This is a genomic window from Geomonas edaphica (assembly GCF_004917075.1).
Taxonomy (GTDB): Bacteria; Desulfobacterota; Desulfuromonadia; order Geobacterales; family Geobacteraceae; genus Geomonas; species Geomonas edaphica.
The window spans coordinates 173,299-198,749 of the sequence record NZ_SSYB01000002.1; the positions used below are offsets into that span (position 1 = coordinate 173,299).

Consider the following 25,451-nt stretch of genomic DNA (forward strand, 5'->3'; position numbering starts at 1 on the left):
ATTTGCTTTGAAGAACCAAAACAAAAGGGACCCCGAAAGGTCCCTTTTGACGTTCTAGTTGAATTTCCGCAGACTACATGCTCTGCGCGTCCACAACGGCGATGGCGGCCATGTTGACGATGGTTGCGACGTCGTCCCCTCTTTGCAGCACGTGCACAGGTTTCTTCATCCCCATGAGGAGCGGCCCGATCGCCTCGGCGCCTCCCAGGCGGTGCAGGAGCTTGTAGCAGATGTTCCCCGAGTTCAGGTCGGGGAAGATGAGGATGTTGGCGGCTCCCGTGAGGGTCGTGAAGGTGTAGTTGGACAAAAGCTCCGGCGTCACCGCGGTGTCCGCCTGCATCTCCCCATCGATCTCGAGCTCCGGGTCGCGCTCCTTCACGATCTCCACGGCGCGCTTCACCTTTTGGGTGAGGGCGTGGTGCACCGAGCCGAAGTTGGCGAAGGAGAGCATCGCGATACGCGGTACGATGTCGAGAAGCCTCACCTTCTCGGCGGCGAGAAGCGCCGTCTCCGCCAGCTCCTCGGCGGTCGGCTCGATCTCCACCGTGGTGTCGGCCATGAAATAGATCCCCTTCTTGAAGACCATCATGTACATGCCGTGCACCCCGGAGAGCTGCGGCTGCCTCCCGATCACCTCCAGTGCCGGCCTGATGGTGTCCGGGTAATGGGTGTCGATGCCTCCTAAAAGGGCGTCGGCGTCCCCCATGTGCACCATCATGGAACCGAAGTGGTTGCGCGACTTGCGGCGCACGATGCGGTGCGCCTCGGAAAGGGTGATCCCCTTTCTTTGCCTCATGCGGTAAAGCTCCTGCGCGTAGATCTCGGTGAGCTCGCTCTCCTCCGGGTCGACGATGGGAACGGAGAGCTCCAGCCCGAGTTCCGCGATCTTCGCCTCCACCTTCATCCGGTTGCCGATCAGGATCGGTTTCGCGATACCCTCCTCGACGAGGTGGTGGGCGGCCTTCAGGATCTTCTCGTGGTCCCCCTCTGGGAAGACGATCCTCCTCGGGTCGCACTTAGCCTTGTTGATGATGGCGCGCATGGTCTCCTTGGCGCGCCCCTGCAGGGTCTCCAGCCACTCGATGTAGCGGTCCATGTCCTCGATCGGGGTGCGTGCGACGCCGCTCTCCATGGCGGCTCTCGCGACGGCCGGGGCGACCCGCAGCAGCGCCCTCGGATCGAAGGGCTTCGGGATGATGTAGTTGCGCCCGAAGGAGAAGCTCTCGTTGCCGTAGGCGCGGCAGACCGAGTCGGGACACTCCTCGCGAGCCAATGCGGCGAGTGCCTCGACCGCCGCCTGCTTCATCTCCTCGTTGATGGTGCTCGCGCGCACGTCCAGGGCGCCGCGGAAGATGAAGGGGAAGCCTAAGACGTTGTTTACCTGGTTCGGGTAATCGCTTCTGCCGGTGGCCATGATGACGTCGGAGCGGACGGAGAGCGCCTCCTCCGGAGTGATCTCCGGGTCCGGGTTCGCCATCGCCATGATGATCGGGTCCTTCGCCATGCCGCGTACCATCTGCGGGGTGACCGCCCCCTTGGCGGAAACGCCGATGAAGACGTCGGCCCCGAGCATCGCTTCCTCCAGGGTGCGCATTTCGGTGTCGAGCGCGAGACGCTCCTTGTAAGGGTTCATCCCCTCGCTTCTCCCCTTGTAGATCACCCCCTTGGTGTCGCACATGCAGAGATTTCCCGGGGCGGCCCCGAGGGAGAGGGCGAGGTTCGCGCAGGCTACGCCGGCGGCTCCGGCGCCGTTCACCACGATGCGCACCTCCCCGATCCTCTTGCCCACGAGATGCAGCGCGTTGATGAGCGCCGCGGAGCAGATGATCGCGGTGCCGTGCTGATCGTCGTGGAAGACCGGGATGTTCATGGTCTTCTTTAGTTCCTCTTCGATGTAGAAGCACTCCGGCGCCTTGATGTCCTCGAGGTTGATGCCGCCGAAGGTGGGCTCCAGGAGCTGCACTACCTTGATCACGTCGTCGGGGTGCTCGCTCTTCACCTCCAGGTCGAAGACGTCCACGTCGGCGAAGCGCTTGAAGAGGACCCCTTTCCCCTCCATGACCGGTTTGCCCGCCAGCGCGCCTATGTTGCCGAGGCCTAACACCGCGGTGCCGTTTGAGACCACCGCCACCAGATTCCCCTTGGCGGTGTAGAGGTAGGCGTCCGACGGGCGTTCCTGGATCGCGAGACAGGGTTCGGCGACCCCGGGGGTGTATGCGAGTGAGAGGTCCAGCGAGGTGAGACAGGGCTTTGAGGAAACGACTTCGATCTTGCCCCTGCGACCCGCGGCATGGTATTGCAGTGCGTCATTCTTCTTCGTCATGGTATCCTCCTCGGTCAGTATGGTGAGGGTGATCTTTTTAGACTGGAGAAAGCGGCGTAAGCGCTGGTTCTTTAACAGGAGATGCAGTGACGGAAATGGATGTTGTGGTGGGGTCGCGAAATTATAGCATGACACGTCCGGTCCACAATGACCGTGCAGGAAACGAGAATCAGTGCCGGACCTCCTCAAGTTTCAGCTCGTCTTCTTGCAATGTCATGGCGGGGTTGTAAATTGAGAGAGTTTGGTTATAATCAGCCGGCTTTTGACAGGACATCCGGCAGGAGGAGTCATGGACAGGCTTTTTGCGCCATGGAGGGTTGAGTACCTGACGCAGCCGCCGGCGTCGGGCTGCATTTTCTGCGCGCACGGGGACGACAGGGAGCTCCTGATCGTGCATCGCACCCCGCTGGGTCGCGTGATGCTGAACCGCTATCCTTACAGTAACGGCCACCTGCTGGTATCGCTCAACCGGCACACGGCGGAGCTGAACGACCTGACGGGCGAGGAGATGCAGGAGCTCCTGACGACCGTTGCGCTTTGCAAGGATGTGCTGACGAAGGCGAGCAAGCCCGACGGCTTCAACATCGGGCTGAATCTCGGCAAGGCCGCCGGGGCCGGTGTCGAGGACCATCTGCACATGCACGTAGTGCCGCGCTGGAACGGCGACAGCAATTTCATGTCCGTGCTCGCCGACGTCCGGGTGCTCCCGGAGTCGCTCTGGGCAACCTACGACCGGCTGAAGCCGTTTTTCCAGGAGGCGCGTTGAAGCAAAAAGGATGCATCGGCATCGACATAGGGGGGACCAACCTGCGCCTGGCGCTGGTCGACCAGGAGGGACGCGTGCTCGCGAGGAGCGAAGAGGCGACCCTTCCCGCGGCCGGGCTCCCTTTCCTCCTCTCAAGGCTCGAGTTCGCAATTGAAGGGCTAAGGGAGACGGCCCGCTCGGCGGGGATGGAAGTAGTTGCGGTAGGTGCAGGAGTGCCTGGACTCGTAGGTAGGGACGGCGTGGTGCGTGCCAGCGTCAACATACCAGCGCTCGAGGAGGTGCGGCTCGGGGAGGAGATCGAGAAAGCGGTTGGGCTGTCGGTGTTACTCGTGAACGATGCCAATGCCTGCGCCGTGGGCGAACACCGCTTCGGTGCGGGGCGCGGCTGCTCTTCGCTCCTCGTCGTCACCCTCGGGACCGGCATCGGCGCCGGACTCATCCTGGACGGAAGGCTCTGGGTTGGAGCCGACGGCGCCGCGGGGGAGCTTGGGCACGTCCCGGTTGAGCCGCTCGGGCGTGCCTGCGGCTGCGGCGCCCGTGGCTGTCTCGAACAGTACGCCTCGGCGACCGCCATATCCGGCGGTAGCGGTGACGCGGAAACGGTCGCCGCGATGGCAAGGGGAGGGGATGCCGCGGCACTCACCCTCTTCGCGGAGGCAGGACGCTATCTCGGCATCGCGGTCGCGGGGGTGGTGAACCTCTTGAACCTCGAGGCGGTGATCCTGGCAGGGGGCGTTTCGGGAAGCTTCGAACTTTTGGAGCCTTCCCTGCGCCGGGAGCTTTCCGCCCGCAGCATTGCCGTCCCCGGCGCCCGCGTCCGTATCCTCAAAGGGAGTCTCGGCAACGACGCCGGCGTCCTTGGTGCCGCGGCCCTGGCCTGCAGTTCACTCCCACTGTAGTTCCCGCAGACTTCTCTCATTATTCAGACTACCTTTCGATAAAGATATGCTATAGTTGCCGCTGCCCCGCAGGCCGGGGAACACAAAAGACCCATGGAGGCGCTCATGTCGTTGCATAAAAGCTTCATCGCAGCAGTATTTTCCCTTCTCCTTTTGACATCCGCCGCATCCTTCGCCGCGACCCCGGAGGAGTCCTTCCGCAGCACCTTCCCGCAGGTAGCCTTCGACAGCATGACCCCGACCGAGATCCCGGGACTGTACGAGGTGATCACCGGCCAGAACATCTTCTACTACTACCCTGACAAGCAACTGGTGCTGACGGGCGAGATCGTGAACAAGGACCTGAAGAGCCTGACCGCCGAGCGCAAGGGTCAACTCGCTGCGAAGCTCGTGAAGGATCTCCCGCTGGACAAGGCTTTGAAGATCGGCGACGGCAAAAAGGTGGTGATCGAGTTCACCGACCCGGACTGCCCCTACTGCAGGAAGGGCGCCGAGTACTTCACCAAGCGCAGCGACGTGACCCAGTACATCTTCTTCGCGCCGCTTGCCCACCCCGGCGCCATCACCAAGATCGAGTACATCCTCTCCGCCGAGAACAAGACCCAGGCCTACGACGCGATGATGCTCGGGCAGGAAATCCCCGCATCGGCCAAGCCTGCGTCGGCGGAGATCAAGAAGCTGGCGCAGGATCATATGGCGCTCGCCAGGAAGGTGGGGATCAGCGGGACGCCGACCTTCTTCGTCAACGGGCAGATGGTAGTGGGAGCGGACACGAAGAAGCTGGACGAGCTCCTCAAGTAACTTACTGCTCGGGCGTGACCGAGACGGTGCCGAACCTGCCGTCATAGCCCGGATCGATCTCGACCTCGCCCCGCCGCATCCTGCCGATCGCGGCAGCGAGGGGCGCCGCCGAGGCGGCGATCTCCTCAAGCGGTGCCTCAAGAAGGACGTGAAACTCGTTTCCTAAGCGGCCCAGGAGCTCGAAGTAGAGCTTCTGGGCTTTTTTGCTGCCGCTCCCCACGTGAAGCGTCGCGGCGATCAGGTCGATGAGGGGGATGAGGGAGCAGAAGGGGGGCGCCCCGGCAGGTCTCGTCCCGGAGGGACGGTCTGCAACTGACTCCAGCCGGTGCAGCACCCCAACGGTCACCTTGCCGCCGCATGCCGGGCAGCGGTAACCGTTGGCAACCGTTTCCGAGGGGGTAAGGCGCACGCCGCAGCACCTATGGCCGTCGGCATGGTACTTCCCCTGCTCCGGGAAAAATTCGATGGTCCCGGCCAACCCTTCGCCCGAGCTGATGGCGCGGTAGATCCCCTGGTAGGAAGGGTCGGTGTCGAAGACGGTCGCTTCCCGTCCGAGTTTAGATGCGGAATGGGCGTCCGAGTTTGAGACGAGTGTGATGCCGTCGAGCGCCGAGACGCGCCAGTTCATGGCGGGGTCGGAGGAAAGTCCGGTCTCGATGGCGAAGACGTGCGGGGCGAGCTCCTCGAAGCACTCCTCCAGCGTGTTGAAACCGGAAAAGGCGCCGAATACGGAGAAGTGGGGGGTCCAGGCGTGGGCCGGGATGAGGAGCGCCTCGGGGGAGGCCTCGAGCAGCATGGCGAGCAGGTCCTTCGCGTCGAGCTTCAGGATCGGCCTGCCGTCCGAGGTGATGCTCCCGACCCTGGCGAGCCTCTCGTTCAGCCTGCGCACCGAGTCAAGGTCTGGAAGTAGCACCAGGCAGTGCACCTTCCTGGTGCGGCCGTTTTTACGGTAGATGCAGCTGATCTCGCCGCTGGGCAGGAAGGAAATCGGCGCGAGGCAGCGCTTCGGCACGGCGGGGTTGCCGCAAAGTTCGTGGGTTTCCCGGAGCCGGAAGAGCCCGTTGCCGTCCGGGACGAGTTCGCGCTCGAGCTCCTCGAGCCACAAGGGATGCGTGCAGTCGCCGGTGCCGATGACCCGGATACCCTTCAACTGCCCCCAGCGCCAGAGGCTCTCGAGGCCTAAGTCGCGGCTCGTGGCTATGGAATAGCGCGAATGGATGTGCAGGTCCGCGATGAATCTCATCTGTGTCCCGATGGGTAGTCCGCCTTCGGGCGCGGCGGGCGGGGGATGCGGGGTGCTGGTGGATGGCTCAGTCGCCCATCTCGTTGCTGAACTTTTTGACCATGTGCTGGCGGTAGCTCGAGATGTCGCTGCGCAGTGAGGCGAGCTTCGCCATCTTCTCGTCGATCTTCTCGAGGTGCTCGTCCAGAATCTCCACCAGGCGCGGCACCATGCGCTCGGTCTGCTTCGCCTCGCCGTACGCCGCGTAGAGCTCCTGCATTTCCCTGATGGTGAGGCCCAGTTCCTTCAGCTTGATGATGAACTTGATCCGGCGCACGTAATAAGGGGTGAAACCGCGGGTCGCGCCGTCGCTTCTGGGAACGCTCTCGATGATGCCTACTTCTTCCCAGTAGCGGATGGTCCTGGTGGTGAGCCCCAGCGCAGAGGCGATTTCCCCGATAGAGGTGATTTCCTCGCCGTCCGTCAATATGTCCATGGAGTCCTCGTGGTGTTAAATTCCAAGCTAATCTAGAACATGGCGTTCTGGGTGTCAATCGCTTTCCGGCCGGATAGGTGCGGAAAAGTATGCGATACGTCATACAAAATGCGCGGTTTACAAAACGACGTTTTTGGGATATGTAGTCCAAAAACCGACAAAAAGGAGGCCATTGTCATGGATGTTTTCCAGGCCATAACCGGGCGGCGCAGCATCCGAAAGTTCAAAACGACGCCTGTCGAACCAGGCAAAATAAAACAGGTCCTTAATCTGGCGCGTCTGGCGCCTTCCTGGAAGAACCTGCAGTGCTGGCGTTTCCTGGTACTGACCGAGCCTGAGCGCATCGGGCGCCTGTTCGAAGCCTTCCCGGACGACAACCCGGGTAAAAAAGCGATAGCATCGGCGCCGTGCATCGTCGTGGTCTGTGCGGATCCGAACGAGAGCGGCGTCGAAAACGGCATCGAGTACTACATAGCCGACGCGGCGCTTGCCTTCGACCATCTCTGCCTCGCTGCCTACGGGCTCGGACTTGGGACCTGCTGGATGGGGTGGTACGACGAGGAGCGCATCAAGGAGGCGCTCGGCATTCCCGCAGGGATCAAGGTGGTGGGGCTCACGCCGCTTGGGTATCCCGACCAGTCCCCCAATCCCCGCCCGCGCAAGGAACTGGCGGAGGTGGCCTTCAGCGAGGAGTGGGGGAACAGCCGGTGGTGAGCAGACGATGATTTCCGCATTCGCCGCCAAGGTGACCATGCCGAGGGGGGAGCAGCCGCACCGAACCGTGCTCGCCTTCCTGTTGCAACGTTTCCCGAAGATCCCGCCGGAGGTATGGGAGCGCCGCGTCGCCGAAGGTAAGGTGCTCTCCGAGGACGGTACGCCGATCACCCCCGAGACTCCCTACGCGCCGCAGAAGCGGGTCTTTTATTTCAGGGAGATCGAGAACGAGCCGGTCATCCCTTTCACCGAAGAGATCCTCTTTCAAAACGAGGAGTTGCTGGTGGCGTGCAAGCCCCATTTCATCCCCGTCACGCCGGTAGGGGCCTACCTCGAGCAGAGCCTCCTGCACAGGCTGCGCAGACGGACCGGGATCGATCACATCGTGCCGCTGCACCGCATCGACCGCGAGACCGCCGGCCTCGTCCTCTTCTCCGTGAACCCCGCGACCCGCGGCCTTTACAGCGGGCTTTTCCGGCAGGGGCAGATCGAAAAGAGCTACCTCGCCCTTTCCGAAGGGAAGGTGCTGGGCGAAAAGTGGCACGTGGAGAGCAGGCTCGTACCGGGTGACCCTTGGTACACCATGACGGTCGCGCCGGGAGAGGCGAACGCCCGCTCGCAGATAACGCGCATCGATGAAAAAGGAGGCGTGTCGCTCTTCTCGCTCGTCCCGCACACAGGGAAGACGCACCAGTTGCGGGTGCACATGAATAGCCTCGGGATGCCGATCATGCACGACAGACTTTACCCGCAACTGCGTCCCCGGCAGTTCGATGATTTCGAAAAGCCGCTTCAGCTTCTGGCGCGCACGCTCCGATTCAAGGACCCGGTGACCGGGAAACTCATGGAGTTTCAGTCGAATCGGGAGCTTTTGTGGTAATCTAGAACGGTCTGCAGCTGGAGAAGTCCGGCACACGGAGGTGCAAGATGGCCAAGAACGTGCTTTTGATGGTTGATTACGGCGTCAACAACAGCATTCATGTCAGCCTCTTCAAGATCCATCTGAAAGAGGCGGGATGGCGCGAGGGGTTCCTCGAGGGGGCCTTTGAAAAGAGCATGGACCTTCCCGATGCACTGATAGAGAAGGTGGTGCAGGAGGAGTTCGACAGCGCGGCCAACCAGGCTGCCTTCAAGAAGACTTATTGCGAACTGTTCGTCACCGAGGATGAGCTGAAGTTCTCTTGGGACTGGAACACCCCTTAGCCGCGTTACAAGTATTAAATATCTGGACAAGATCCACGAGGATTGGTTAATATCCCACCTATGAAAAAACCCGCAGCAATATTCATCATTTTGTTCACTCTGGCAGTGGTAGGTTTTGGAACATGGCAACTCTTTAAAGGGAATTTTGAGGCGGCTTTCTCTTCCGTTCCATTCCTGCTGATCATCTACTTTTTTATTAAACCTTACCGTAGCACTTGACGATAAGCGTCACATCCTTTTTGAGACTCATGATGCTTTCCCGCAGTTTGTTGTGACTGCTGTGAACGCTCCGGTTTCACATTGGCATCGATTACCGGCTACTCTTGTGTAATGTCGATGGGAGAAATCATGTCCAATTGTGTGCTCGTTATCGATGACTCCACCGCCATACGGGAACAGGTGGTGCGCACCCTGAAAGATGTCGGCCTTTTCGAGCAGTACCGGGAAGCGCGGGACGGCTTGGAAGGGTTCAAGACGCTGATCGAATCCAAGGCCGACCTCGTCATCTGCGACGTCGACATGCCGCGCATGGACGGCTACAAGTTCCTGCAGTTGGTGGCATCGCGCCCCGACCTGCAGGGGCTTCCCATCATCATGCTGACCGGCATGATGGACTTCAACTCGAAGATCAGGGGGCTCGAACAGGGGGCAAGCGACTACCTCACCAAGCCGTTCGATCCCGGCGAGCTCGTGGCGCGGGTCCGGGTGCAACTTAAGATCAAGTCCCTGCAGGATGATCTGAGGAAGGCCAACGAGCAGTTGAAGCGCCTGACCAACATCGATCATCTCACCAACCTCTTCAACAGGCGTTACCTGGCCGAGATAATGGACGGTGAGTTCATCAGGGCCAGACGTAACCACGAAAATCTCTCCCTCGTCATTTTCGATATCGATTACTTCAAGAGCGTGAACGACACCTACGGACACCAAAACGGCGATATAGTCCTCTCGGCCGTCGCGGGGATCGCCCAGCAGCAGATGCGCGCCTACGACAGCGCTGCGCGTTACGGCGGCGAAGAATTCGTGCTGGTGCTTCCCGGTACCGCGCTCGAGGGGGGCGTCATCGTCGCCGAGCGCCTGCGTCAGGCCGTGCTTGAATCCTCCTTCCCTCCCCCCATGGAAGATCTCACCCTCACCATCAGCGCCGGGGTCGCCACCTACCCGGGCCCGTCCGTCGAGAACATCGACTCGCTGTTTCGCCGCGCCGACGAGGCGCTGTATCGGGCGAAGCAAAGCGGTAGAAACCGCGTCGATATGATGCCGACCTGAAAAAAATTAGACTTGCTTAAGGAATTAACTTGAAAATATTCTAATTTAATTGTAAACGTACCTTCTGCTCGACACCGAACCAGGAGGACGTTCCATGGACAGTTTTGACGAAGCCTACGCCAGGTACCTGAAGTTGCTGGCGAAGCTCGATCGTACCGATGATGTCGCGGAAAAGAACCAGCTCTTTCGCCAGCTAACGCACCTGCTGTGTGAGCTGGAGCAGAATCTGAAAGCCGTAAAGGCTAAGCAGGGTGATTGGTCCAGGCGGGAAGAGCTCGCCTACTGGATCTAGTTTTTTTCTTCATCCTTTTCCGTCAGACCTCCCCTCAACACATCCCCCGTTGTAGTTCCTTCGTGTCTGCCGCTCCCGCGTAATTCATTAAGATGTTTGACACATTTCGTTACTCCTATATCCTATAATTAAAGCTCCTGACGGTGCGCCGACCCGCGGCGCGCACCGTTCTTTCAATCCCAGCTGGAGGAGGTTGCCATGAAGATACTGGTATGCATAAAGCAGGTGCCGGATATGGAGTCCCGGTTCAAGCCTGATGCTTCGGGCGTCTGGTACGCCGAGACGGACCTTGCCTTTAGAGTGAACGAGTACGACGAGTACGCCATCGAGCAGGCCGTGCTGCTCAAGGAGCAACTGGGCGGCGAGCCTGAGGTTACCGTGCTCTCGATAGGTGCGGACCGGGTGGTCGAGGCGATCAAAAAGGGGCTCTCTATGGGCGGGGACCGCGGTGTTCACGTGCAAGATGCAGCGGCACACCTGAAGGATTCCTGGCAGGTGGCGTCGATAATCGCCGCCTATGCCGCCGGGGAAGGGTTCGACCTCATCCTCACCGGGTTGCAGTCACAAGATCGAGGTTCCGCCCAGGTCGGCGTTACCGTTGCGGAGCTGCTCGACTATGCCTGCGCCACCACCGTGGTCGGCTTTGGGTATGCCGATGGCACCGTTACGGTGAAGCGCGAGCTGGAAGGAGGGGTGAAGGGAACGGTGCGCCTGAAGACGCCGGCCGTGGTGACCTGCCAATTAGGGCTGAACCAGCCGCGCTACCCGACACTGCCAAATATCATGAAGGCGAAGAAGAAAGAGGTCCGCGTCATCCCCGTAGCCGAGTTGCTGCATCAGGATCAAAGGGTGGCTCCGTGCGAATTCCGGGCTCCGGCCAAGAAGGGAAGCGCCGTGGTGCTGGAAGGGGAGCTCGCCGACCAGGTCGACCGTCTCATCGGGATACTGAAGGACAAGACAGCGGTGCTGCGCTAGGGGGATGTCATGAAACTCTTACTGATCGGTGAATGCCGTGAAGGCAAGTTGTTGGAATACAGCTACGAGCTCTTCGGGTTCGCGTCGCAGGCGGGAGCCGAAACCGCAATGCTCATCGTCGGGGGGGAGGGGGCCCTTCCCGGATACGGTGGTACCGTCTACTTAGCCGATGCAGGCAAGTACGGCGAGTACAACCCGGACCTGCACAAGCGTCTGGTGCAGGCGGTCGTCGAGCGGGAGCGGCCGGACTACGTGGTGTTCATGCACACCTCCTACGGCTGGGATCTGGCGCCGAGGGTCGCGGCCCTGTTAAAGGTGCCGCAGGTTTCCGAGGTGGTTGCGCTGGCGGAAGGGGGTGGCTTCGAGCGACCCTGCCTGAGCCAGAAGATGCGTCAGGTAGTGAAGCCCAAAGGAACGCCCGTGGTGCTCACCCTGCAGGGGGGAGCGTTTCCCGCGTTGGTGCCGGGAGGGACGCCGCAGGTGCAGCCGATCGACGCGGCGGGGGAGGGGAGACTCGAATTTCTCGGCTATGAAGCGGCGGCGCGCAAAGGGGTGGATTTGACCAAGGCCGAAGTGATCGTCAGCGTCGGTCGTGGTGTCGGCAAGAAGGAGAACATCCCGGTCATCGCCGAGCTTGCCAGGGTGCTCGGAGGTGAGGTCGGGGCGAGCCGCCCCGTCGTGGACAGCGGCTGGATGGATGCAGGGAGCCAGGTCGGGGTGACCGGGCAGACGGTGAGTCCCAAGTTGTACGTGGCGTGCGGCATCAGTGGGGCGATTCAGCATCTGGCGGGGATGAAGAAGTCGGGGTTCATCGTGGCCATCAACAAGGACAAGGAAGCCCCCATAGCCGGGGTTGCCGACGTGCTGGTGGTGGCCGACGTGATGCAGTTCGTCCCAGCGCTGACCGCGAAGCTGGCGAAGTAGCACAGCGGCCGGCGGACCCTCTAACCCTCGGACCAGTCGGACCAGTCGGACCAGTCGGACCAGTCGGACCACTCGGACCACTCGGACCACTCGGACCACTCGGACCACTCGGACCACTCGGACCAGTCGGAGTGGCCGTAACAAGGCGGGAGGCGCTGATGAACGGTTCTGACGACCTCATTCTGCCGCACGGCGGCTTTCGCCGCTTGCGCAGCTTCGTGGTGGCTTTGGCCGCCTACGACGGCACCATCATCTTTTGCGACCGTTTCATCGACAAGCGCTCGCGCACCCACGACCAGATGGTGCAGGCCGCGCGCAGCGGCGTGCAGAACATAGCCGAAGGCTCTCTCGCCTCGGGCACCTCGAAAAAAACAGAGCTTAAACTGACCGGAGTCGCCCGCGCGAGCCTGGGAGAGTTGATCCGGGACTACGAGGACTACCTGCGCCAGAACGGTCTGCAGATTTGGGACAAGGATTCCCCAAAGGTAAGGGGGATGCGGGCAAGGCTCGCCGGACGGCTGACCAAGTCGGAGAGGTCGGACCAGTCAGACAGGTCAGACAGGTCAGACAGGTCAGACAGGTCAGACAGGTCAGACAGGTCGGAGTTTTTCGACGAACCTTTGCTGGCTGCTTTGCGAGCCCTGCGCACCAGCAGCGCGGAGGTGGGCGCCAACATCCTCCTCTGCCTGTCCCACCAGGCAAGCTTCCTGCTAAGACGCCAGATGGAGCGCCAGGAACATGATTTCGTCCAAAACGGCGGCTTCACGGAAAGACTCTACAACTACCGCAAGGAACACCGTTGAAACAAAAAAAGGCGCGGCAGCCATCGGCTGCCGCGCCTTCTCTTAACAACACCTGCGACGCCTACCGCATCAGCTCCAAAAACTCCTCTTCACTCAAAACGCTCACGCCAAGCTGCCGCGCCTTCTCGAGCTTGCTCCCGGCGTCGGCGCCGGCCACCACATAGTCGGTCTTCTTGGAAACCGACCCGGCGGCATGGGCTCCTTCCTGCTCCACCATCTTCTTGGCCTCGTCCCTGGTGAACTTCTCCAAGGCGCCGGTGAATACGAAGGTCTTACCGGTGAACCGGCCGCCAACCCGCTTCTCCTCGACCTTGGGACTCACCCCGGCCTCCTTGAGGCGCTCGATCACCTTCAGGTTCTCCTCACTCTTGAAGAAATCTGCGATGCTCGCCGCTACCTGCGGGCCTACCTCGCGGATGCTGGTCAGCTCTTCTTCCCCGGCCTTGGCGAGGTTGTCGATACTGCCGAAGGCCTCGGCTAATAGCTTCGCGGTGTGCTCCCCCACGTGCCTTATGCCGAGCGCGAAGATGAGCCTGGAGAGCTCACGCTCCTTGCTCGCCTCGATGGCGTTCAACAGGTTCTCGGCAAGCTTCTTCCCCATCCGCTCGAACTGCATGAAATCCTCTTCCTTGAGCGCATAGATGTCGGCCACGTCCCTGATCAGCTTCAGACTTAGCAACTGTTCGATGAACTTGTCCCCGAGCCCCTCGATGTCCATGGCGCGCCGCGAGGCGAAATGCTTCACCCGCTCGAGCAACTGCGCCGGGCAGGCGAAGGCGACGCAGCGCACGGCGACCTCGTCGGGGATACGGACCACTTCGCCGCCGCACACCGGGCAATGTGCCGGGACCTCCGGCTTCACCGCACCTTCGGGGCGCTTGTCCAGCTGTACCTGCACCACGGCTGGGATGACGTCGCCTGCACGCTCGACGATGACGGTGTCACCTTCCCGGATGTCCTTCCGCTCGAGTTCCTCCCAGTTATGCAAGGTGGCCCGGGAGACCATGACGCCGGAGACGTTCACCGGCTTCAAAAACGCAACAGGGGTGATGACACCGGTACGCCCGACGGAATGGAAGATCTTCTCGATTACTGTCGTTGCCTGCCGAGGTGGGAACTTCCAGGCGATGGCCCAGCGCGGCGAACGGCTCTTTTCCCCAAGCTCGTGCTGCATGGTGAAAGAGTCCACCTTCACCACGACGCCGTCGATCTCGTAGGGTAGATCGTCACGCTTCTCCATCATCTCCTGATAGTAGGCGAGCATCGCCCCTATACCCCTCACCACGCTGGTGAGCGGATTCACAGGGAGGCGCCATTTCGGGATGGTCTCAAGGAAATTACTCTGGGAGGTGAAGTCGGCACCGGCAATCTCCCCCGGTGCATAGCAAAAGATGCTAAGCGGGCGCTTGGCGGTGATGCGCGAGTCGAGCTGACGCAGTGACCCGGCGGCCGCGTTTCTCGGGTTGGCGAAGGGAGGCTCTCCCGCCTCCTCGCGTTCCTGGTTGAACTTGCGGAAAGGGGCTAAGGGCAGGTACACCTCGCCGCGCACGGTAAGAAGCTCAGGGGGGGCGTCCGTCTCCAGGCGCAGCGGCACGTCCTTGATCGTCTTCAGGTTCTGCGTCACGTCCTCACCTACGACGCCATCGCCGCGGGTCGAGCAGATTTCCAGAAGCCCCTGCCGGTACACGAGTTCCACGGCGACACCGTCCATCTTCGGCTCGCAGACGTAAGCGATCTCAGCGTCCCCGGAAAGACCTAGGAAGCGCTTGACCCGGTCGTCGAAGTCGATCATGTCCTGCTCGGTGAAGGCGTTTTCCAGCGAGAGCATGGGGAGGGTGTGGCGCACTTGGGAAAACTTGGCGAGCGGTCTGCCTCCTACACGCTTCGTGGGTGAATCGGGGAGGGCGAGCTCCAGGAACTCGTTTTCCAGCGCGAGCAGTTCGCGAAACAGCGCGTCGTACTCCGCGTCGGTGATTTCCGGCATGTCCTGCTCGTAGTAAAGTCGGTTGTGGCGCTCGATCTCTTTTGCGAGCCAAACGATGCGCTCCCCTGCGGCTTGTGCTTCCATTTTCTCGGACCTCGATGGCTTTTGTCGTGAACGCTGCTTTATAGCACACCCTTTGAGATATTTAAACGGGAGATGGTTTGCAGAGCGTCATCAAAGATAAGCGCGGCGGCCTCGTTGTTAAGCTCGCGGCTGTCGCGCGGAAGGGTCACCAGACGACACTTAAGCTGAGTGGCATCAGGTGTAAGCCCGGTGGCCGAACCCCGACAAACATCCCTGCCGCCTGGCTCGTTGTCCGGGACCACACTTCTTTAATCTGACACCTTGAAATAGCAAATGCACCTCTTACTTTGTTAATATAAGCCCCTATATTAACAAGTGAGACCGGTTCATTAAGGTATGGCGCCCATCTTCGGTCATGGCATGGCCAATTTGGATGCGGAGAGCGGCCCGCTGTGGTAAAAATGACACGCACACGTCGCCTGCCGGGAGGTACATTAGCAAATGATGGTCTTATTTCGTCTTACTGCACCCATACATTAACAAATGCACCCCTGCTTTTGCTTAAAGCAGACCTTACATTAACAAACTGCGTCCTGCTTTTGCTTAAAGCAGGCCTTACATTAACAAACTGCGCCCTGCTTTTTCTTGAAGCTGACCACACATCAATAAAAGCGCCCCTGCTTTTCTCTAAAGCGACCTCTGCATTACCCAAATGCACGCCTTACCTTCCTTCCCGGTCGTGTGCAGCGGGTTAAGCATGAGGTGGTGGAGGAAACGCGATACCGCCTTGCATTGCCCTGCCGCATCTGGTAACAATACGGCGGCTTTTTTCATCTCGCAGAGGATTACATGCTCGACCTTTCACGTCTAAATCCCGAACAGCTTGCCGCGGTAAAGCAAACCGAAGGCGCACTCCTGGTGCTTGCCGGTGCCGGTTCCGGTAAGACAGGCGTCATCACATATCGCATCGCGCACCTTATCCTGAACCTGAAGGTGCCGGCAGACCGCATCCTCGCCGTTACCTTCACCAACAAGGCTGCCAAGGAAATGAAGGAGCGCGTGGAGCATCTCGTGGGGCGTCGTGATTCGAAGGGGATCGTCCTCTCGACCTTCCACTCCCTGGGGGTGCGCGTGCTCAAGCGAGACATCGAACGCTTGGGGTACAAGAAGAACTTCTCCATCTACTCCACCTCCGATCAGGTGGGGCTCGTGCGTCAGATCGTTCGCGAGGTGAACACGGACAGCAAAAAGTACGATCCCGAAAGCATCATCTGGCGCATCTCCGGAGCGAAGAACAAGCTGATCCCTCCCGACCGCTTCACGCCGAACCCGCTGGACGACGTGGACATGATGGCCGCCCTGGTCTATCCCCGCTACCAGTCCGCGCTGAAGGCGTTCAACGCCATCGACTTTGACGATATCATCATGCTCACCGCCGAGCTTTTACAGCACCACCCGCCTGTGTTGAAGCACTGGCAGGAGCGCTTCAGCTACCTCATGGTGGACGAGTACCAGGACACGAACTCCTCCCAGTACCTCCTGGTGAACCTCCTGGCCGCAGGCAGCGGCAACCTCTGCGTTGTCGGAGATGACGACCAGTCCATCTACGGCTGGCGCGGCGCCGACGTCGGGAACATCCTCGACTTCGAGAAGGACTTCAAGGGGTGTCGCACCATAAAGCTGGAGCAGAACTACCGCTCCACCGGCAACATCCTCGATGCCGCCAACAGCGTGATCGGCAACAACAAGATAAGAAAGGCGAAGCGCCTCTGGACCGCCTCGGGGCAGGGGCCGCTCATCGACCTCTGCATCGTGCAGGATGACGAGGAGGAGGCGACCAGCGTGGTCGAGCGCATCCAACTGGAGCGCTTCAAGAAGGACGTCCCGTACAGCGACTTCGCCATCCTGTACCGCACCAACGCGCAGAGCCGCGCCTTCGAGGAGCAACTCCGTTTCGAGGACATTCCCTACGTCCTCGTGGGGGGCACCCAGTTCTTCGAGCGGAAGGAGGTCAAGGACTCCCTTTCCTACCTGAAGGTGATCGCGAACCCCCTGGACGAGGTGGCCCTTCTGCGCATCGTCAATTTCCCGCGGCGCGGCATCGGCGACAGCACGGTGATCCGCATCAACCAGTGGTCGCTAGAAAAGGAGATCCCGCTGTTCGAGGCGTTCAGCCGCGTCGCCGAGATCGAGGGGATCGCCGACAACATAAGGGACAAGGTGCTCGCCTTCCACCATACCCTTCTCGACGCGGCCGAGGCGTTCAAGGAGGAGGGGGGGCTTGCCGAGAGAGGGAAGTTACTCTTCGAGAAGCTGAAGATAGAGGAGGAGATCTTCCGCACCATCGACGATCAGAAGACCGCACGCCGGAAGGTTGAGAACGTCGAGCAGATCATCAACTCCATGGCTGCGTACGAGGAGCGGGTGCCACAGGCGACCCTCGGGGGCTTCATCGAGAAGGTCTCCCTCATGGACGAGGACCGTTTCTCCGGCAAGGACAAGAAGGATCACGGCAAGGACGCGGTGACCCTTATGTCGTTGCACTCAAGCAAGGGGCTCGAGTTCCCCTTCGTGTTCCTGGTCGGGATGGAGGACGAGATCCTGCCGCACAAGCGTGCCATCTACGAGGACGACAGCATCGACGAGGAGCGCCGCCTGTGCTACGTCGGCATCACGCGGGCGAGGCAGCAGCTTGTAATGACGCGGACGCTGTACCGGAAGAGGTACGGGAAGCTCGAGGAACGGGTCCCCTCCAGGTTTCTGGAGGAGATCCCGTCGAACGTCCTGAACGTGCAGCAAAGCGGGGTGGCGCGCGAGGTCACGCCGGAAGAGGCGGAAAAGAGCGCTGGAGATTTTTTCGCCAAGATGAAGGCGATGATGGGATAGGGGCAAGGGGGGCAGCCGAGGTCGCCCCTCATACAGGCCGGCAACTGAGCTAAATCCCCCCCGTCCCCCCTTCGCAAAGGGGGGAGCGTAAGGTCAACTGCGACGCCTGGTAGAGAGCCGCTAAGGTTTGCCGAGGGTCTTTTGTCCGGGTTTCCAGCCGAGCGGGCAGAGCGAGCCGGTCTGCAGCGCCTCGAGAACGCGCATGGTCTCCTCGATGCTTCTCCCCACGTCGAGGTTGTGCACGACCTGGTACTGGAGCACCCCTTCCGGGTCGATGATGTACAGCGCGCGCAGGGCGACGCCGTCCTTCTCGTCGAGGCAGCCGTACTTCTGGGCGACTTCCTTCTTGATGTCTGAGAGCAGGGGATAGCGCAGGTTACCCAGGTCGCCGCGCTGGACCCAGGCGAGGTGGGAGTACTTGCTGTCCGTGGAAGCGCCCAGCACGACGGTGTTCAACTGCTCGAAGCCGGCGAGCGCGTCGTTGAACCCCTTGATCTCTGTCGGGCAGACAAAGGTGAAGTCCATCGGGTAGAAGAAGAGGACGACCCATTTGCCTCGGAACTCGTCGAGGGAGACCTGCCGGAACTCCTTGCCCTGCGTGGTGCTGACCCAGGCGTCGAGCTTGAAGCCGGGGGCCGGATCACCTACCTTGGCGGTCTGCTGGAGGTCATCCGCGCCTATCGCAGAAGGAGCGGATACGAAGAGGGAGAGGGCCAGTGCGGCTAACAACGTAACGGTGGAAAGTTTCATCTGTCGCTCCTGTGCCTGACGCTATCTGCTTTACTGTTTACGTTTTCCGGTATAATTCAACGACGATACATCATACCCTAGCTCTGTATGAGCAACCAACAAAAACTTTTCACCCAGTGCTTAGTATGGTATTGGTGTGGCAAACCAAACACAAAGGAGCATCATAATGACTGAAGAAAAAAATCCCGTGGTCATCATGGAAACCTCGATGGGTACCGTTAAGATCGAACTCTTCAAAGATAAGGCCCCCATCTCCGTTCGTAACTTCCTCTCCTATGTCAAAGACGCATACTACGACGGCACCGTTTTCCACCGCGTCATCAAGAACTTCATGGTGCAGGGTGGCGGCCTGGACGAGAGCATGCAGCCGAAGAAGACCAAGTTCGCCATCAAGAACGAGGCGACCAACGGTCTTAAGAACGTGCGCGGTACCCTCGCCATGGCCCGTACCTCGGTCGTCGACTCCGCTACCTCGCAGTTCTTCATCAACGTGGTGGACAACGCGTTCCTGGACCACGCCGGCAAGACCCCGGACCGTTTCGGTTACGCCGTCTTCGGGCAGGTGATCGAAGGGATGGAAGTTATGGACGCGATCCGCGACGTTAAGACCACCACGAAGTCCGGTCATCAGGACGTTCCGGTAGAACCTGTCGTCATCAATTCGGTGCGTTTGGCCGAGTAGGAAAAGATAGAGAAGCCGCCCCGGCAGGGGCGGTGGTTTTTGATGAGCGGCTGGCGGATACGTCAGCCGCTCATTGCGTTTGAAGGGTAAAGCGGGACGTGATGTCGGAGATGGCGGCACCGCTCGCATTGCGGGCCGAGAAGGCGTCGAGGGTGAAGGATTCCGCTGTCGGGATGGTCCCGGCTGCCGCGGTGCAGGTAAGGGTGACCAGGGGGCCGACGGTCATGCCGACGGGATTGACGATGTTGACGGAGAGCACGGGCCCGGAGGACGTCGAGGAAGGGGTCACCACGGCGGCGCCGACGTAGCTCCCTCCGATGGCCGGGGCCACGACCCCGTCCGTGACGGCACCGCCGGCATCGGTCGGCACCGAGACCCCGGCGGGAAGGCGCAAGGTGAACTGGGCGGCGTAGAGTACGGCATCGGCGACCGGTCCCTGCGTGGTGACGAGGACATGCACCGTCCCGCTAGCCGGTTCCGGGATGTGCACGTTGCCGTCGTTGCCGGAAATTTGATCCGACCCGGAGCCACCACATGCTGCGATTAACAGGCACATCAGCATCACCGCAAGCAATTTCATAATTCCTCCCTCAAAGCCTTTCCAGTTCAACTCTTTGCGCTCAAGGTGCAATGCCCCCCGTACTGTTTCGCAACGCTAGAAGATTGTAACGGAAGTTTTATTGGTATCAACTAATGTTTGAGTGGTAGGTGAGTCGGCAGCAGTACCCCGGTAAAATGTGTTGAAATTTGCTGTACTTAATCGTTGACAAAGGAAAATGGCGCCTATACAATTCGTCAGCTTTGCCTATACCTAGCTGCACACTTTTTCTGGGGGTCTCACCTTATGGAAATGAAGGACTTCATCTTTACCTCTGAATCTGTCTCTGAAGGGCATCCGGACAAGGTTGCCGACCAGATATCCGACGCCATCCTCGACGCCATCCTGACTCAGGACCCCAAGGCGCGTGTTGCGTGTGAGACGCTGGTCACCACCGGTATGGCCGTGATCGCCGGCGAGATCACCACCAACGCCGTCATCGACTATCCGAAGATCGCGCGTGAAACGATCCGCGAAATCGGCTACCACGATTCCGCCATGGGCTTTGACTGGGAAACCTGCGCGGTGCTGACCTCTATAGATAAGCAGTCCCCGGACATCGCCCAGGGCGTCACCGAAGGGGAGGGGATGTTCAAGGAGCAGGGCGCGGGCGACCAGGGCCTCATGTTCGGCTTCGCCTGCAACGAGACCCCGGAACTGATGCCGATGTCGATCCTGCTGGCCCACAAGCTCGTGGCCAGGCTCGCCGACGTCAGGAAGGCCGGCGTGCTCGACTTCCTTCGTCCGGACTCCAAGTCCCAGGTTTCCATTCAGTACATCGACGACAAGCCGGTGCACGTGGACACCGTCGTCATCTCGTCGCAGCACACCCCCGAGGTGTCCTACGAGATGATCAAGGAAGGGATCATCGAGGAAGTCGTCAAGAAGATCATCCCGGCCCACCTGATGGACGCGAACACCAAGTTCCTCATCAACCCGACCGGTCGTTTCGTCATCGGCGGACCGATGGGTGACTGCGGTCTCACCGGTCGCAAGATCATCGTCGACAGCTACGGCGGGCACGGTGCCCACGGCGGCGGTGCCTTCTCCGGCAAGGACCCCTCCAAGGTTGACCGTTCCGCGGCCTACATGGGGCGTTATGTCGCCAAGAACCTGGTCGCCTCCGGCATCTGCGAGCGTTGCGAAGTGCAGGTAGCCTACGCCATCGGCGTCGCCGAGCCGGTCTCCGTCATGGTTGACTGCAACGGCACCGGCAAGATCCCGAGCAAGCGCATCTCCGAGATCGTGCGCGAGGTGTTTGACCTGCGTCCGCGCGCCATCATCGAGCAGCTCGACCTTTTGCGTCCGATCTACAAGAAGACCGCCGCCTACGGCCACTTCGGCCGCGAGCTTCCCGAGTTCACCTGGGAGCGCACCGACAAGGCCGCGATCATCAGGGAGAAGGCGGGGCTCTAACACCCGTTCAACGTTCAACGTTCCACGTTAAAACAAAAGGCCTTCCGGTATTTCGGAGGGCCTTTTGTTTTGCCAATGTGGCAGTAGCGATATCGTTGCGGTATGTCGGACAAGCTCGGCGAACGTTGAACGCTGAACGTTGAACCGCCGTTAAGGTTTTTTGCTGAACCTGTACCCCACGCCGCGTACGGTCTGGAAAAAGACCGGGCGGGAGGGCTCGGGCTCGAAGTACTTCCTGAGCCGCACGATGAAGTTGTCCAGCGTGCGCGTCTCGGCATCGGTGGCATACCCCCACACGCTCTCCAGAATCTCCCCACGCGGAATCGCCTCTCCTTCGCGGTGGAAGAAAAGCGACAGCATGCGCACCTCGAGGTCGGTCAGGTCGATCTCTCCCTGCCGCGTCCTCGCCCGATAGGAGAGCAGAAAGACCTCGTTGTCGCCGAAGCTGTACCCTTCCTCGACCGGCTCGGGACGGTACCACGCGCTGCGCCGGAGCATACCGGAAACCCTGAGCAGAAACTCCTTCAGGTTGAACGGCTTGATTAGATAGTCGTCGGCCCCGGCGGCAAGTCCGGAGATGCGGTCGCTCTCGGCGGAGCGCGCCGTCAGCATCAGAACCGGGACGCGCGAGTCGAGCCCCCGTATCTTCTCGCAGACCTCGAACCCTCCGATCCCGGGGAGCATGACGTCCAGGATGATCAGGTCGAACTTCTCCATCCGTACCTTCTCCAGTGCCTCCTCGCCGCTCTCCACGTGGCTCACCAGGTACCCTTCCTGTTCCAGGTTGAAGGTGATGCCGCGCGCAAGGTGCATCTCGTCCTCGACTAGCAGTATGTGCGGTTTCTCGCCGGACATCCTATCCTCGCTGCTGCCTGCCCTGAAGCGGCAGGGTGATGTGGAAGGTGCAGCCTTTGCCGGGCCCGGGGCTCTCGACCGAGATCTTGCCGCCGTGCGCGTTCACCACGCTTCTCACGATGTAGAGCCCTAGACCGGTTCCCCTGATGTTCTCGCCCGGGGTGCGCACCCGGTAGAACATGTCGAAAATCTTCTCCAGTTCGTCGTTACCCAGCCCCTTGCCGTTGTCCTGGAAGTCGAGCACGCACTGCCTGCCGCTTGCGCTGCGCTTCAAGGAGACGCGGATTTCCGGCGATACCGGTGAGTAGAGGAGGGCGTTCTCGAAGAGGTTTCTGAGCGCCATCTCCATCCCTTCAGCGTCGATGGTCGCGGTGATGTTCGGCTCGATCTCCACGGTCAGCTTGCCCCCCTCCGGGAGGTCGCCGTTTTTGCTTTCCAGATAGCTGGTGACGAAACCGGAGAAGTCGATCTGCTTCGCCTTTTCGCCCAACTGGCGGAACTCGATCCTCGTCGCCATGAGGAGGTTGCTGATCAGGATGTTCAGGCGCTCGGTATCGGAGAGCATGGTGTCGAGGAAGCCGTCGAGCTTCTCCTTGGGGAGCTCCCTCATCTTCACCGTCTCCAGGTGCAACTGGATCGAGGCAAGCGGGGACTTGAGCTCGTGGGTCAACTGAGATATGTAGCTGCGCTGCTGCAGATAGAGGTTCGCCTGCCGCCGCCAATAGAGGAAGATGACATAGACCCCGGCCAGGATGGCAACCGCCATCAACAGCCCCTCGACCAGAACGATCCACTCAACCCCTTTAGTTACTAGTTCGGGCTTGTAGCGCAGGGCAAGTGCTTTGAACTCCTTGTTCCTTCCGATGAACCAGTAGACCCAGGAGACGACCATCACCACCCAGATCAGCTGGATCCCTATCAGTGCAATCAACGGGTTGGAGAGTTTCCGGTTCATTTTCATGCCACACAGGTAGCATCGCTGCCTCGTTTTTGCAAGGGGTATCTGAGAGTACTGGGGCGTTTGTTTTTACACTAGTATTACAAAAGCCGTCGGCGTTCTCTGATAATGTGTTTACGTCGCAGTCTGATACTCAGGAGGAGTTATGTTCAAGCCGTTGCGCATTGGTAAACACGAGGCACGATACCCGCTTATCCAGGGCGGCATGGGGGTAAGGATTTCAGCGGGCTCGCTGGCCGGTCACGTCGCTAAGTGCGGTGGTGTTGGCCTGGTGGCGTCCCCCGGGATCACCCTGAACAGCGAGTTTTTCGACGGCAAAAACTACCTCAAGAGCAACGCGCAGGCGCTGAAGGACGAGATCCGCAAGGCCTACGAGATCGCCCCGGATGGCATCATCGGCGTCAACGTGATGGTCGCCCTCACCGATTACGAGGAACTCGTGGTGGCTTCGGTCGAGGCGGGGGCGAAGGTGCTCGTCTGCGGCGCCGGCCTTCCCTTGACCCTCCCCGGGCTCACCGCGCACGCGCCCGACGTCGCCCTCATCCCCATCGTATCCTCGGTGCGTGCAGCGCAACTGATCGCCAAGAAATGGGACAAATCCTACAACCGTCTTCCCGATGCCGTCGTGGTCGAGGACCCTGACACCGCCGGTGGGCACCTGGGCGAGAAGATGGAGAATATCGGGACGGGCGAATACGACCAGTACGAAACCGTGCGCGGCGTGAAGGAATTCTTCCGCTCCGAGTACGGGCTTGATATTCCGATAATCGCTGCAGGCGGCATCTGGGACCGCGCCGACGTCGAGCACGCCCTGGCCGAAGGGGCCGACGGCGTTCAGATGGCGAGCCGCTTCGTGACCACCGTCGAGTGTGACGCCGAGGATGCTTTCAAGCAGGCCTACCTCGATTGCAAGAAGGAAGACATCGGCCTCATCATGAGTCCGGCCGGTCTCCCGGGACGCGCCATTCTCAGCAACCAGCAGGGGATCTTCGACTACGACCGCGACAACTCCTCGGTCTGCTCGTACGGCTGTCTCAAGAAATGCTCCTACAGGGAGAGCGGCGAGCGCTTCTGCATCGTGAAATCCCTTGATCGCGCCCAGCGCGGTGAGGTCGATTCGGGTCTCGTCTTCTGCGGCACCAACGCCTGGAAGGCGAACCGCATCGAGACGGTACAGGAGATCTTCGACGAGATTTTCGGCGCGCAAGGCGTCGTCGCCGAGGACAAGGCCGCCTGATCCAGTAAATACGCACCAAACGCAGGAGCGCACCTTGCGCCGGGCGCCTTTAAAGGCCGGCAAAGGTGCCGCTTCTGCGCAGGAATCACCAGATCCCCCAGTGGCTTCGTGCCGCTGGGGGATTCTTGGTTTTTGCCGGTCCCCTTTCTCTGCGGCCGGAAATGCATTGTCGGCATCCTGTAGGGGCGAGTAATCATTCGCCCCCATTTGCCGCGCCTGTGTCCATCACGCCATCGGATTTGCCGGGGCAACGGCGGCTGGGCGAATATTATTCGCCCCTACGGTTTGGGTAGGATGGAGGGAGTCTGCTGCGGCAGAGCATGCATAAGGAGGAAATAATATGTCTTCCGTCTTGTCGGCAGCGGCGTACTGTGCTATATCAAGAAAACTTGATTTATAAGAATAGCGAGAGTTGATATAGACATGCTGGAACTTTTCAAGGCACTGGCGGACCCTTGCCGCCTCCGGCTGGTCGGCGTGCTCCTTAATGCGGAGCTCACCGTTCAGGAACTCACCCAGATCATGGGGATGGGACAGTCGCGCATCTCGCGGCACCTGAAGATCCTGGCCGAGGCCGGTGTCCTTGCGGTGAAGCGCCAGGGAACCTGGAGCTACTACCGCGCCGGTGACGCCAACCCGTTTTTCTGCGCCATCCGGCCGGAGTTCGAACGCGAACTCGAGCAGCTTCCCGAGCGCCGTGAGGATCTGGCTGCCGTGGCGCAGGCCCTGGAGGCACGCCGCAAGCGGAGCCAGGAGTTTTTCGACCGGCACGCGGCCCAGTGGGACCAGCTTTCGCGCACGCTCCTGCCGGTGCCCGAATACCAGAAAAGCCTCCTGGACAAGGTGCCTGAGGCGGCGGTGCTTTTGGAGATAGGCGTCGGTACCGGAGTGCTCCTCGCGGAGCTTGCGCGTCGGGCGGGGCGGGTGATCGGTGTCGACCACTCGCCCGCGATGCTTGAAGAGGCGCGTCGCAGGCTCGCCAAGGTTGGGGTGCAGGGGGCCGAACTGAGGCTTGGTGATATGAACCACCTGCCGCTTGCCGACGGAGGGGCGGGTTGCGTGGTAGCTAACATGGTGCTGCATCATGCCGCTCGGCCGGAAACGGTGCTCGCCGAGATCGCGCGCGTACTGGCGCCGCAGGGAACGCTGCTTGTCGCCGACCTCGCGCGTCACGAACAGGAATGGGCCAGGGAGCAATTGGCAGACCAGTGGCTCGGCTTCGAGGATGGTGAGTTGAAGGGGTGGCTTAAGGGAGCGGGATTTTCAGGTATCACCATTGATCGCGTCTCGTCAGGAAACGGTGCTGAAGACGTGCTGCTGGTGCAGGCGGTAAAGGCGTGAGAGACAGGCAATTTTAGCAGTTTAGACAGCAAG

At 60.5% G+C, this 25,451-nt stretch carries 24 protein-coding genes; 16 read left to right on the forward strand and 8 right to left on the reverse strand.

The genetic code is table 11. The annotated features are described in order from the left end of the window. Window positions 1-73: 73 nt before the first annotated feature. Complete coding sequence (locus tag E8K79_RS07020) at window positions 74-2,323, reverse strand: NADP-dependent malic enzyme (protein ID WP_136514124.1); 2,250 nt, start codon at window positions 2,321-2,323, stop codon at window positions 74-76. A gap of 289 nt (window positions 2,324-2,612) precedes the next feature. On the opposite strand from E8K79_RS07020, the gene E8K79_RS07025 reads away from it, so the two are divergent. The 3 genes from E8K79_RS07025 (at window position 2,613) to E8K79_RS07035 (ending at window position 4,789) form a co-directional block, all read left to right on the forward strand. Then, window positions 2,613-3,089, forward strand: coding sequence for an HIT family protein (locus E8K79_RS07025; RefSeq protein WP_136514125.1), 477 nt, complete (start codon window positions 2,613-2,615; stop codon window positions 3,087-3,089). Continuing rightward, window positions 3,086-3,988: an ROK family protein gene (locus E8K79_RS07030; protein WP_136514126.1), complete on the forward strand. Its 903-nt coding sequence runs from the start codon at window positions 3,086-3,088 to the stop codon at window positions 3,986-3,988. The genes E8K79_RS07025 and E8K79_RS07030 overlap by 4 nt, the downstream gene beginning before the upstream one ends. A 105-nt stretch (window positions 3,989-4,093) precedes the next feature. After that, complete coding sequence (locus E8K79_RS07035) at window positions 4,094-4,789, forward strand: DsbC family protein (protein WP_136514127.1); 696 nt, start codon at window positions 4,094-4,096, stop codon at window positions 4,787-4,789. A 1-nt stretch (window position 4,790) separates the two neighbouring features. Here the strand turns inward: E8K79_RS07035 and E8K79_RS07040 are convergent, their stop codons facing one another. Together E8K79_RS07040 and E8K79_RS07045 are read right to left on the reverse strand one after the other, a co-directional pair. Further along, on the reverse strand, window positions 4,791-6,032 hold the full coding sequence (locus E8K79_RS07040; protein ID WP_136514128.1) for an endonuclease Q family protein: 1,242 nt from the start codon (window positions 6,030-6,032) through the stop codon (window positions 4,791-4,793). 67 nt (window positions 6,033-6,099) lie between these two features. Beyond that, window positions 6,100-6,507: a MerR family transcriptional regulator gene (locus tag E8K79_RS07045; protein ID WP_136514129.1), complete on the reverse strand. Its 408-nt coding sequence runs from the start codon at window positions 6,505-6,507 to the stop codon at window positions 6,100-6,102. Between the two features lie 177 nt (window positions 6,508-6,684). Between E8K79_RS07045 and E8K79_RS07050 the strand changes: the two genes are divergently transcribed. The 8 genes from E8K79_RS07050 (at window position 6,685) to E8K79_RS07090 (ending at window position 12,687) form a co-directional block, all read left to right on the forward strand. Next, window positions 6,685-7,221 carry a nitroreductase family protein gene (locus E8K79_RS07050; protein WP_136514130.1) on the forward strand — a complete coding sequence of 179 codons (537 nt, stop codon included), beginning with the start codon at window positions 6,685-6,687 and terminating at the stop codon, window positions 7,219-7,221. Between the two features lie 7 nt (window positions 7,222-7,228). Continuing rightward, a complete protein-coding gene (locus E8K79_RS07055; protein WP_136514131.1) occupies window positions 7,229-8,101 on the forward strand; it encodes a pseudouridine synthase in 873 nt (290 codons plus the stop codon). Between the two features lie 47 nt (window positions 8,102-8,148). Then, window positions 8,149-8,424 (forward strand): hypothetical protein, encoded by a 276-nt coding sequence (locus E8K79_RS07060; RefSeq protein WP_136514132.1) that lies wholly within the window; start codon window positions 8,149-8,151, stop codon window positions 8,422-8,424. A gap of 348 nt (window positions 8,425-8,772) precedes the next feature. After that, on the forward strand, window positions 8,773-9,693 hold the full coding sequence (locus E8K79_RS07065) for a diguanylate cyclase (RefSeq protein WP_136514133.1): 921 nt from the start codon (window positions 8,773-8,775) through the stop codon (window positions 9,691-9,693). 94 nt (window positions 9,694-9,787) lie between these two features. Continuing rightward, window positions 9,788-9,985: a hypothetical protein gene (locus E8K79_RS07070; protein ID WP_135872172.1), complete on the forward strand. Its 198-nt coding sequence runs from the start codon at window positions 9,788-9,790 to the stop codon at window positions 9,983-9,985. 198 nt (window positions 9,986-10,183) lie between these two features. Next, window positions 10,184-10,960, forward strand: coding sequence for an electron transfer flavoprotein subunit beta/FixA family protein (locus E8K79_RS07075; RefSeq protein ID WP_136514134.1), 777 nt, complete (start codon window positions 10,184-10,186; stop codon window positions 10,958-10,960). A gap of 9 nt (window positions 10,961-10,969) precedes the next feature. Further along, window positions 10,970-11,884, forward strand: a complete 915-nt coding sequence (locus E8K79_RS07080; protein ID WP_136514135.1) for an electron transfer flavoprotein subunit alpha/FixB family protein — start codon at window positions 10,970-10,972, stop codon at window positions 11,882-11,884. A gap of 158 nt (window positions 11,885-12,042) precedes the next feature. Further along, window positions 12,043-12,687, forward strand: a complete 645-nt coding sequence (locus E8K79_RS07090) for a four helix bundle suffix domain-containing protein (RefSeq protein ID WP_136514137.1) — start codon at window positions 12,043-12,045, stop codon at window positions 12,685-12,687. Window positions 12,688-12,748: 61 nt separating this feature from the next. On the opposite strand, the gene ligA is transcribed toward E8K79_RS07090, so the two are convergent. Then, window positions 12,749-14,755 carry an NAD-dependent DNA ligase LigA gene (gene ligA, locus E8K79_RS07095; RefSeq protein WP_136514138.1) on the reverse strand — a complete coding sequence of 669 codons (2,007 nt, stop codon included), beginning with the start codon at window positions 14,753-14,755 and terminating at the stop codon, window positions 12,749-12,751. Between the two features lie 789 nt (window positions 14,756-15,544). On the opposite strand from ligA, the gene E8K79_RS07100 reads away from it, so the two are divergent. Continuing rightward, on the forward strand, window positions 15,545-17,581 hold the full coding sequence (locus E8K79_RS07100) for an ATP-dependent helicase (RefSeq protein WP_136514139.1): 2,037 nt from the start codon (window positions 15,545-15,547) through the stop codon (window positions 17,579-17,581). Between the two features lie 120 nt (window positions 17,582-17,701). Here the strand turns inward: E8K79_RS07100 and E8K79_RS07105 are convergent, their stop codons facing one another. Then, a complete protein-coding gene (locus E8K79_RS07105; RefSeq protein WP_136514140.1) occupies window positions 17,702-18,331 on the reverse strand; it encodes a peroxiredoxin in 630 nt (209 codons plus the stop codon). Between the two features lie 166 nt (window positions 18,332-18,497). Here E8K79_RS07105 and E8K79_RS07110 point away from each other — a divergent pair, with 166 nt between their 5' ends. Further along, the gene (locus E8K79_RS07110) at window positions 18,498-19,013 is read left to right on the forward strand and encodes a peptidylprolyl isomerase (RefSeq protein ID WP_135872160.1); all 516 of its coding nucleotides are present in this window, start codon (window positions 18,498-18,500) and stop codon (window positions 19,011-19,013) included. A 70-nt stretch (window positions 19,014-19,083) separates the two neighbouring features. Here the strand turns inward: E8K79_RS07110 and E8K79_RS07115 are convergent, their stop codons facing one another. After that, window positions 19,084-19,593, reverse strand: coding sequence for a hypothetical protein (locus tag E8K79_RS07115; protein ID WP_136514141.1), 510 nt, complete (start codon window positions 19,591-19,593; stop codon window positions 19,084-19,086). A 264-nt stretch (window positions 19,594-19,857) separates the two neighbouring features. Here E8K79_RS07115 and metK point away from each other — a divergent pair, with 264 nt between their 5' ends. After that, window positions 19,858-21,027 (forward strand): methionine adenosyltransferase, encoded by a 1,170-nt coding sequence (metK, locus tag E8K79_RS07120; RefSeq protein ID WP_136514142.1) that lies wholly within the window; start codon window positions 19,858-19,860, stop codon window positions 21,025-21,027. Between the two features lie 150 nt (window positions 21,028-21,177). Here metK and E8K79_RS07125 read toward each other — a convergent pair whose 3' ends face one another. After that, window positions 21,178-21,882 carry a response regulator transcription factor gene (locus E8K79_RS07125; protein ID WP_135872154.1) on the reverse strand — a complete coding sequence of 235 codons (705 nt, stop codon included), beginning with the start codon at window positions 21,880-21,882 and terminating at the stop codon, window positions 21,178-21,180. Window position 21,883: 1 nt separating this feature from the next. Beyond that, on the reverse strand, window positions 21,884-22,843 hold the full coding sequence (locus E8K79_RS07130; protein WP_136514143.1) for a sensor histidine kinase: 960 nt from the start codon (window positions 22,841-22,843) through the stop codon (window positions 21,884-21,886). 142 nt (window positions 22,844-22,985) lie between these two features. Between E8K79_RS07130 and E8K79_RS07135 the strand changes: the two genes are divergently transcribed. Both E8K79_RS07135 and E8K79_RS07140 read left to right on the forward strand, forming a co-directional pair. Next, entirely contained in the window at window positions 22,986-24,077 is a 1,092-nt protein-coding gene (locus E8K79_RS07135; RefSeq protein ID WP_136514144.1) for an NAD(P)H-dependent flavin oxidoreductase, read from the forward strand. A 423-nt stretch (window positions 24,078-24,500) separates the two neighbouring features. Further along, a complete protein-coding gene (locus E8K79_RS07140; RefSeq protein WP_136514145.1) occupies window positions 24,501-25,418 on the forward strand; it encodes an ArsR/SmtB family transcription factor in 918 nt (305 codons plus the stop codon). The last annotated feature ends 33 nt before the right edge of the window (window positions 25,419-25,451 follow it).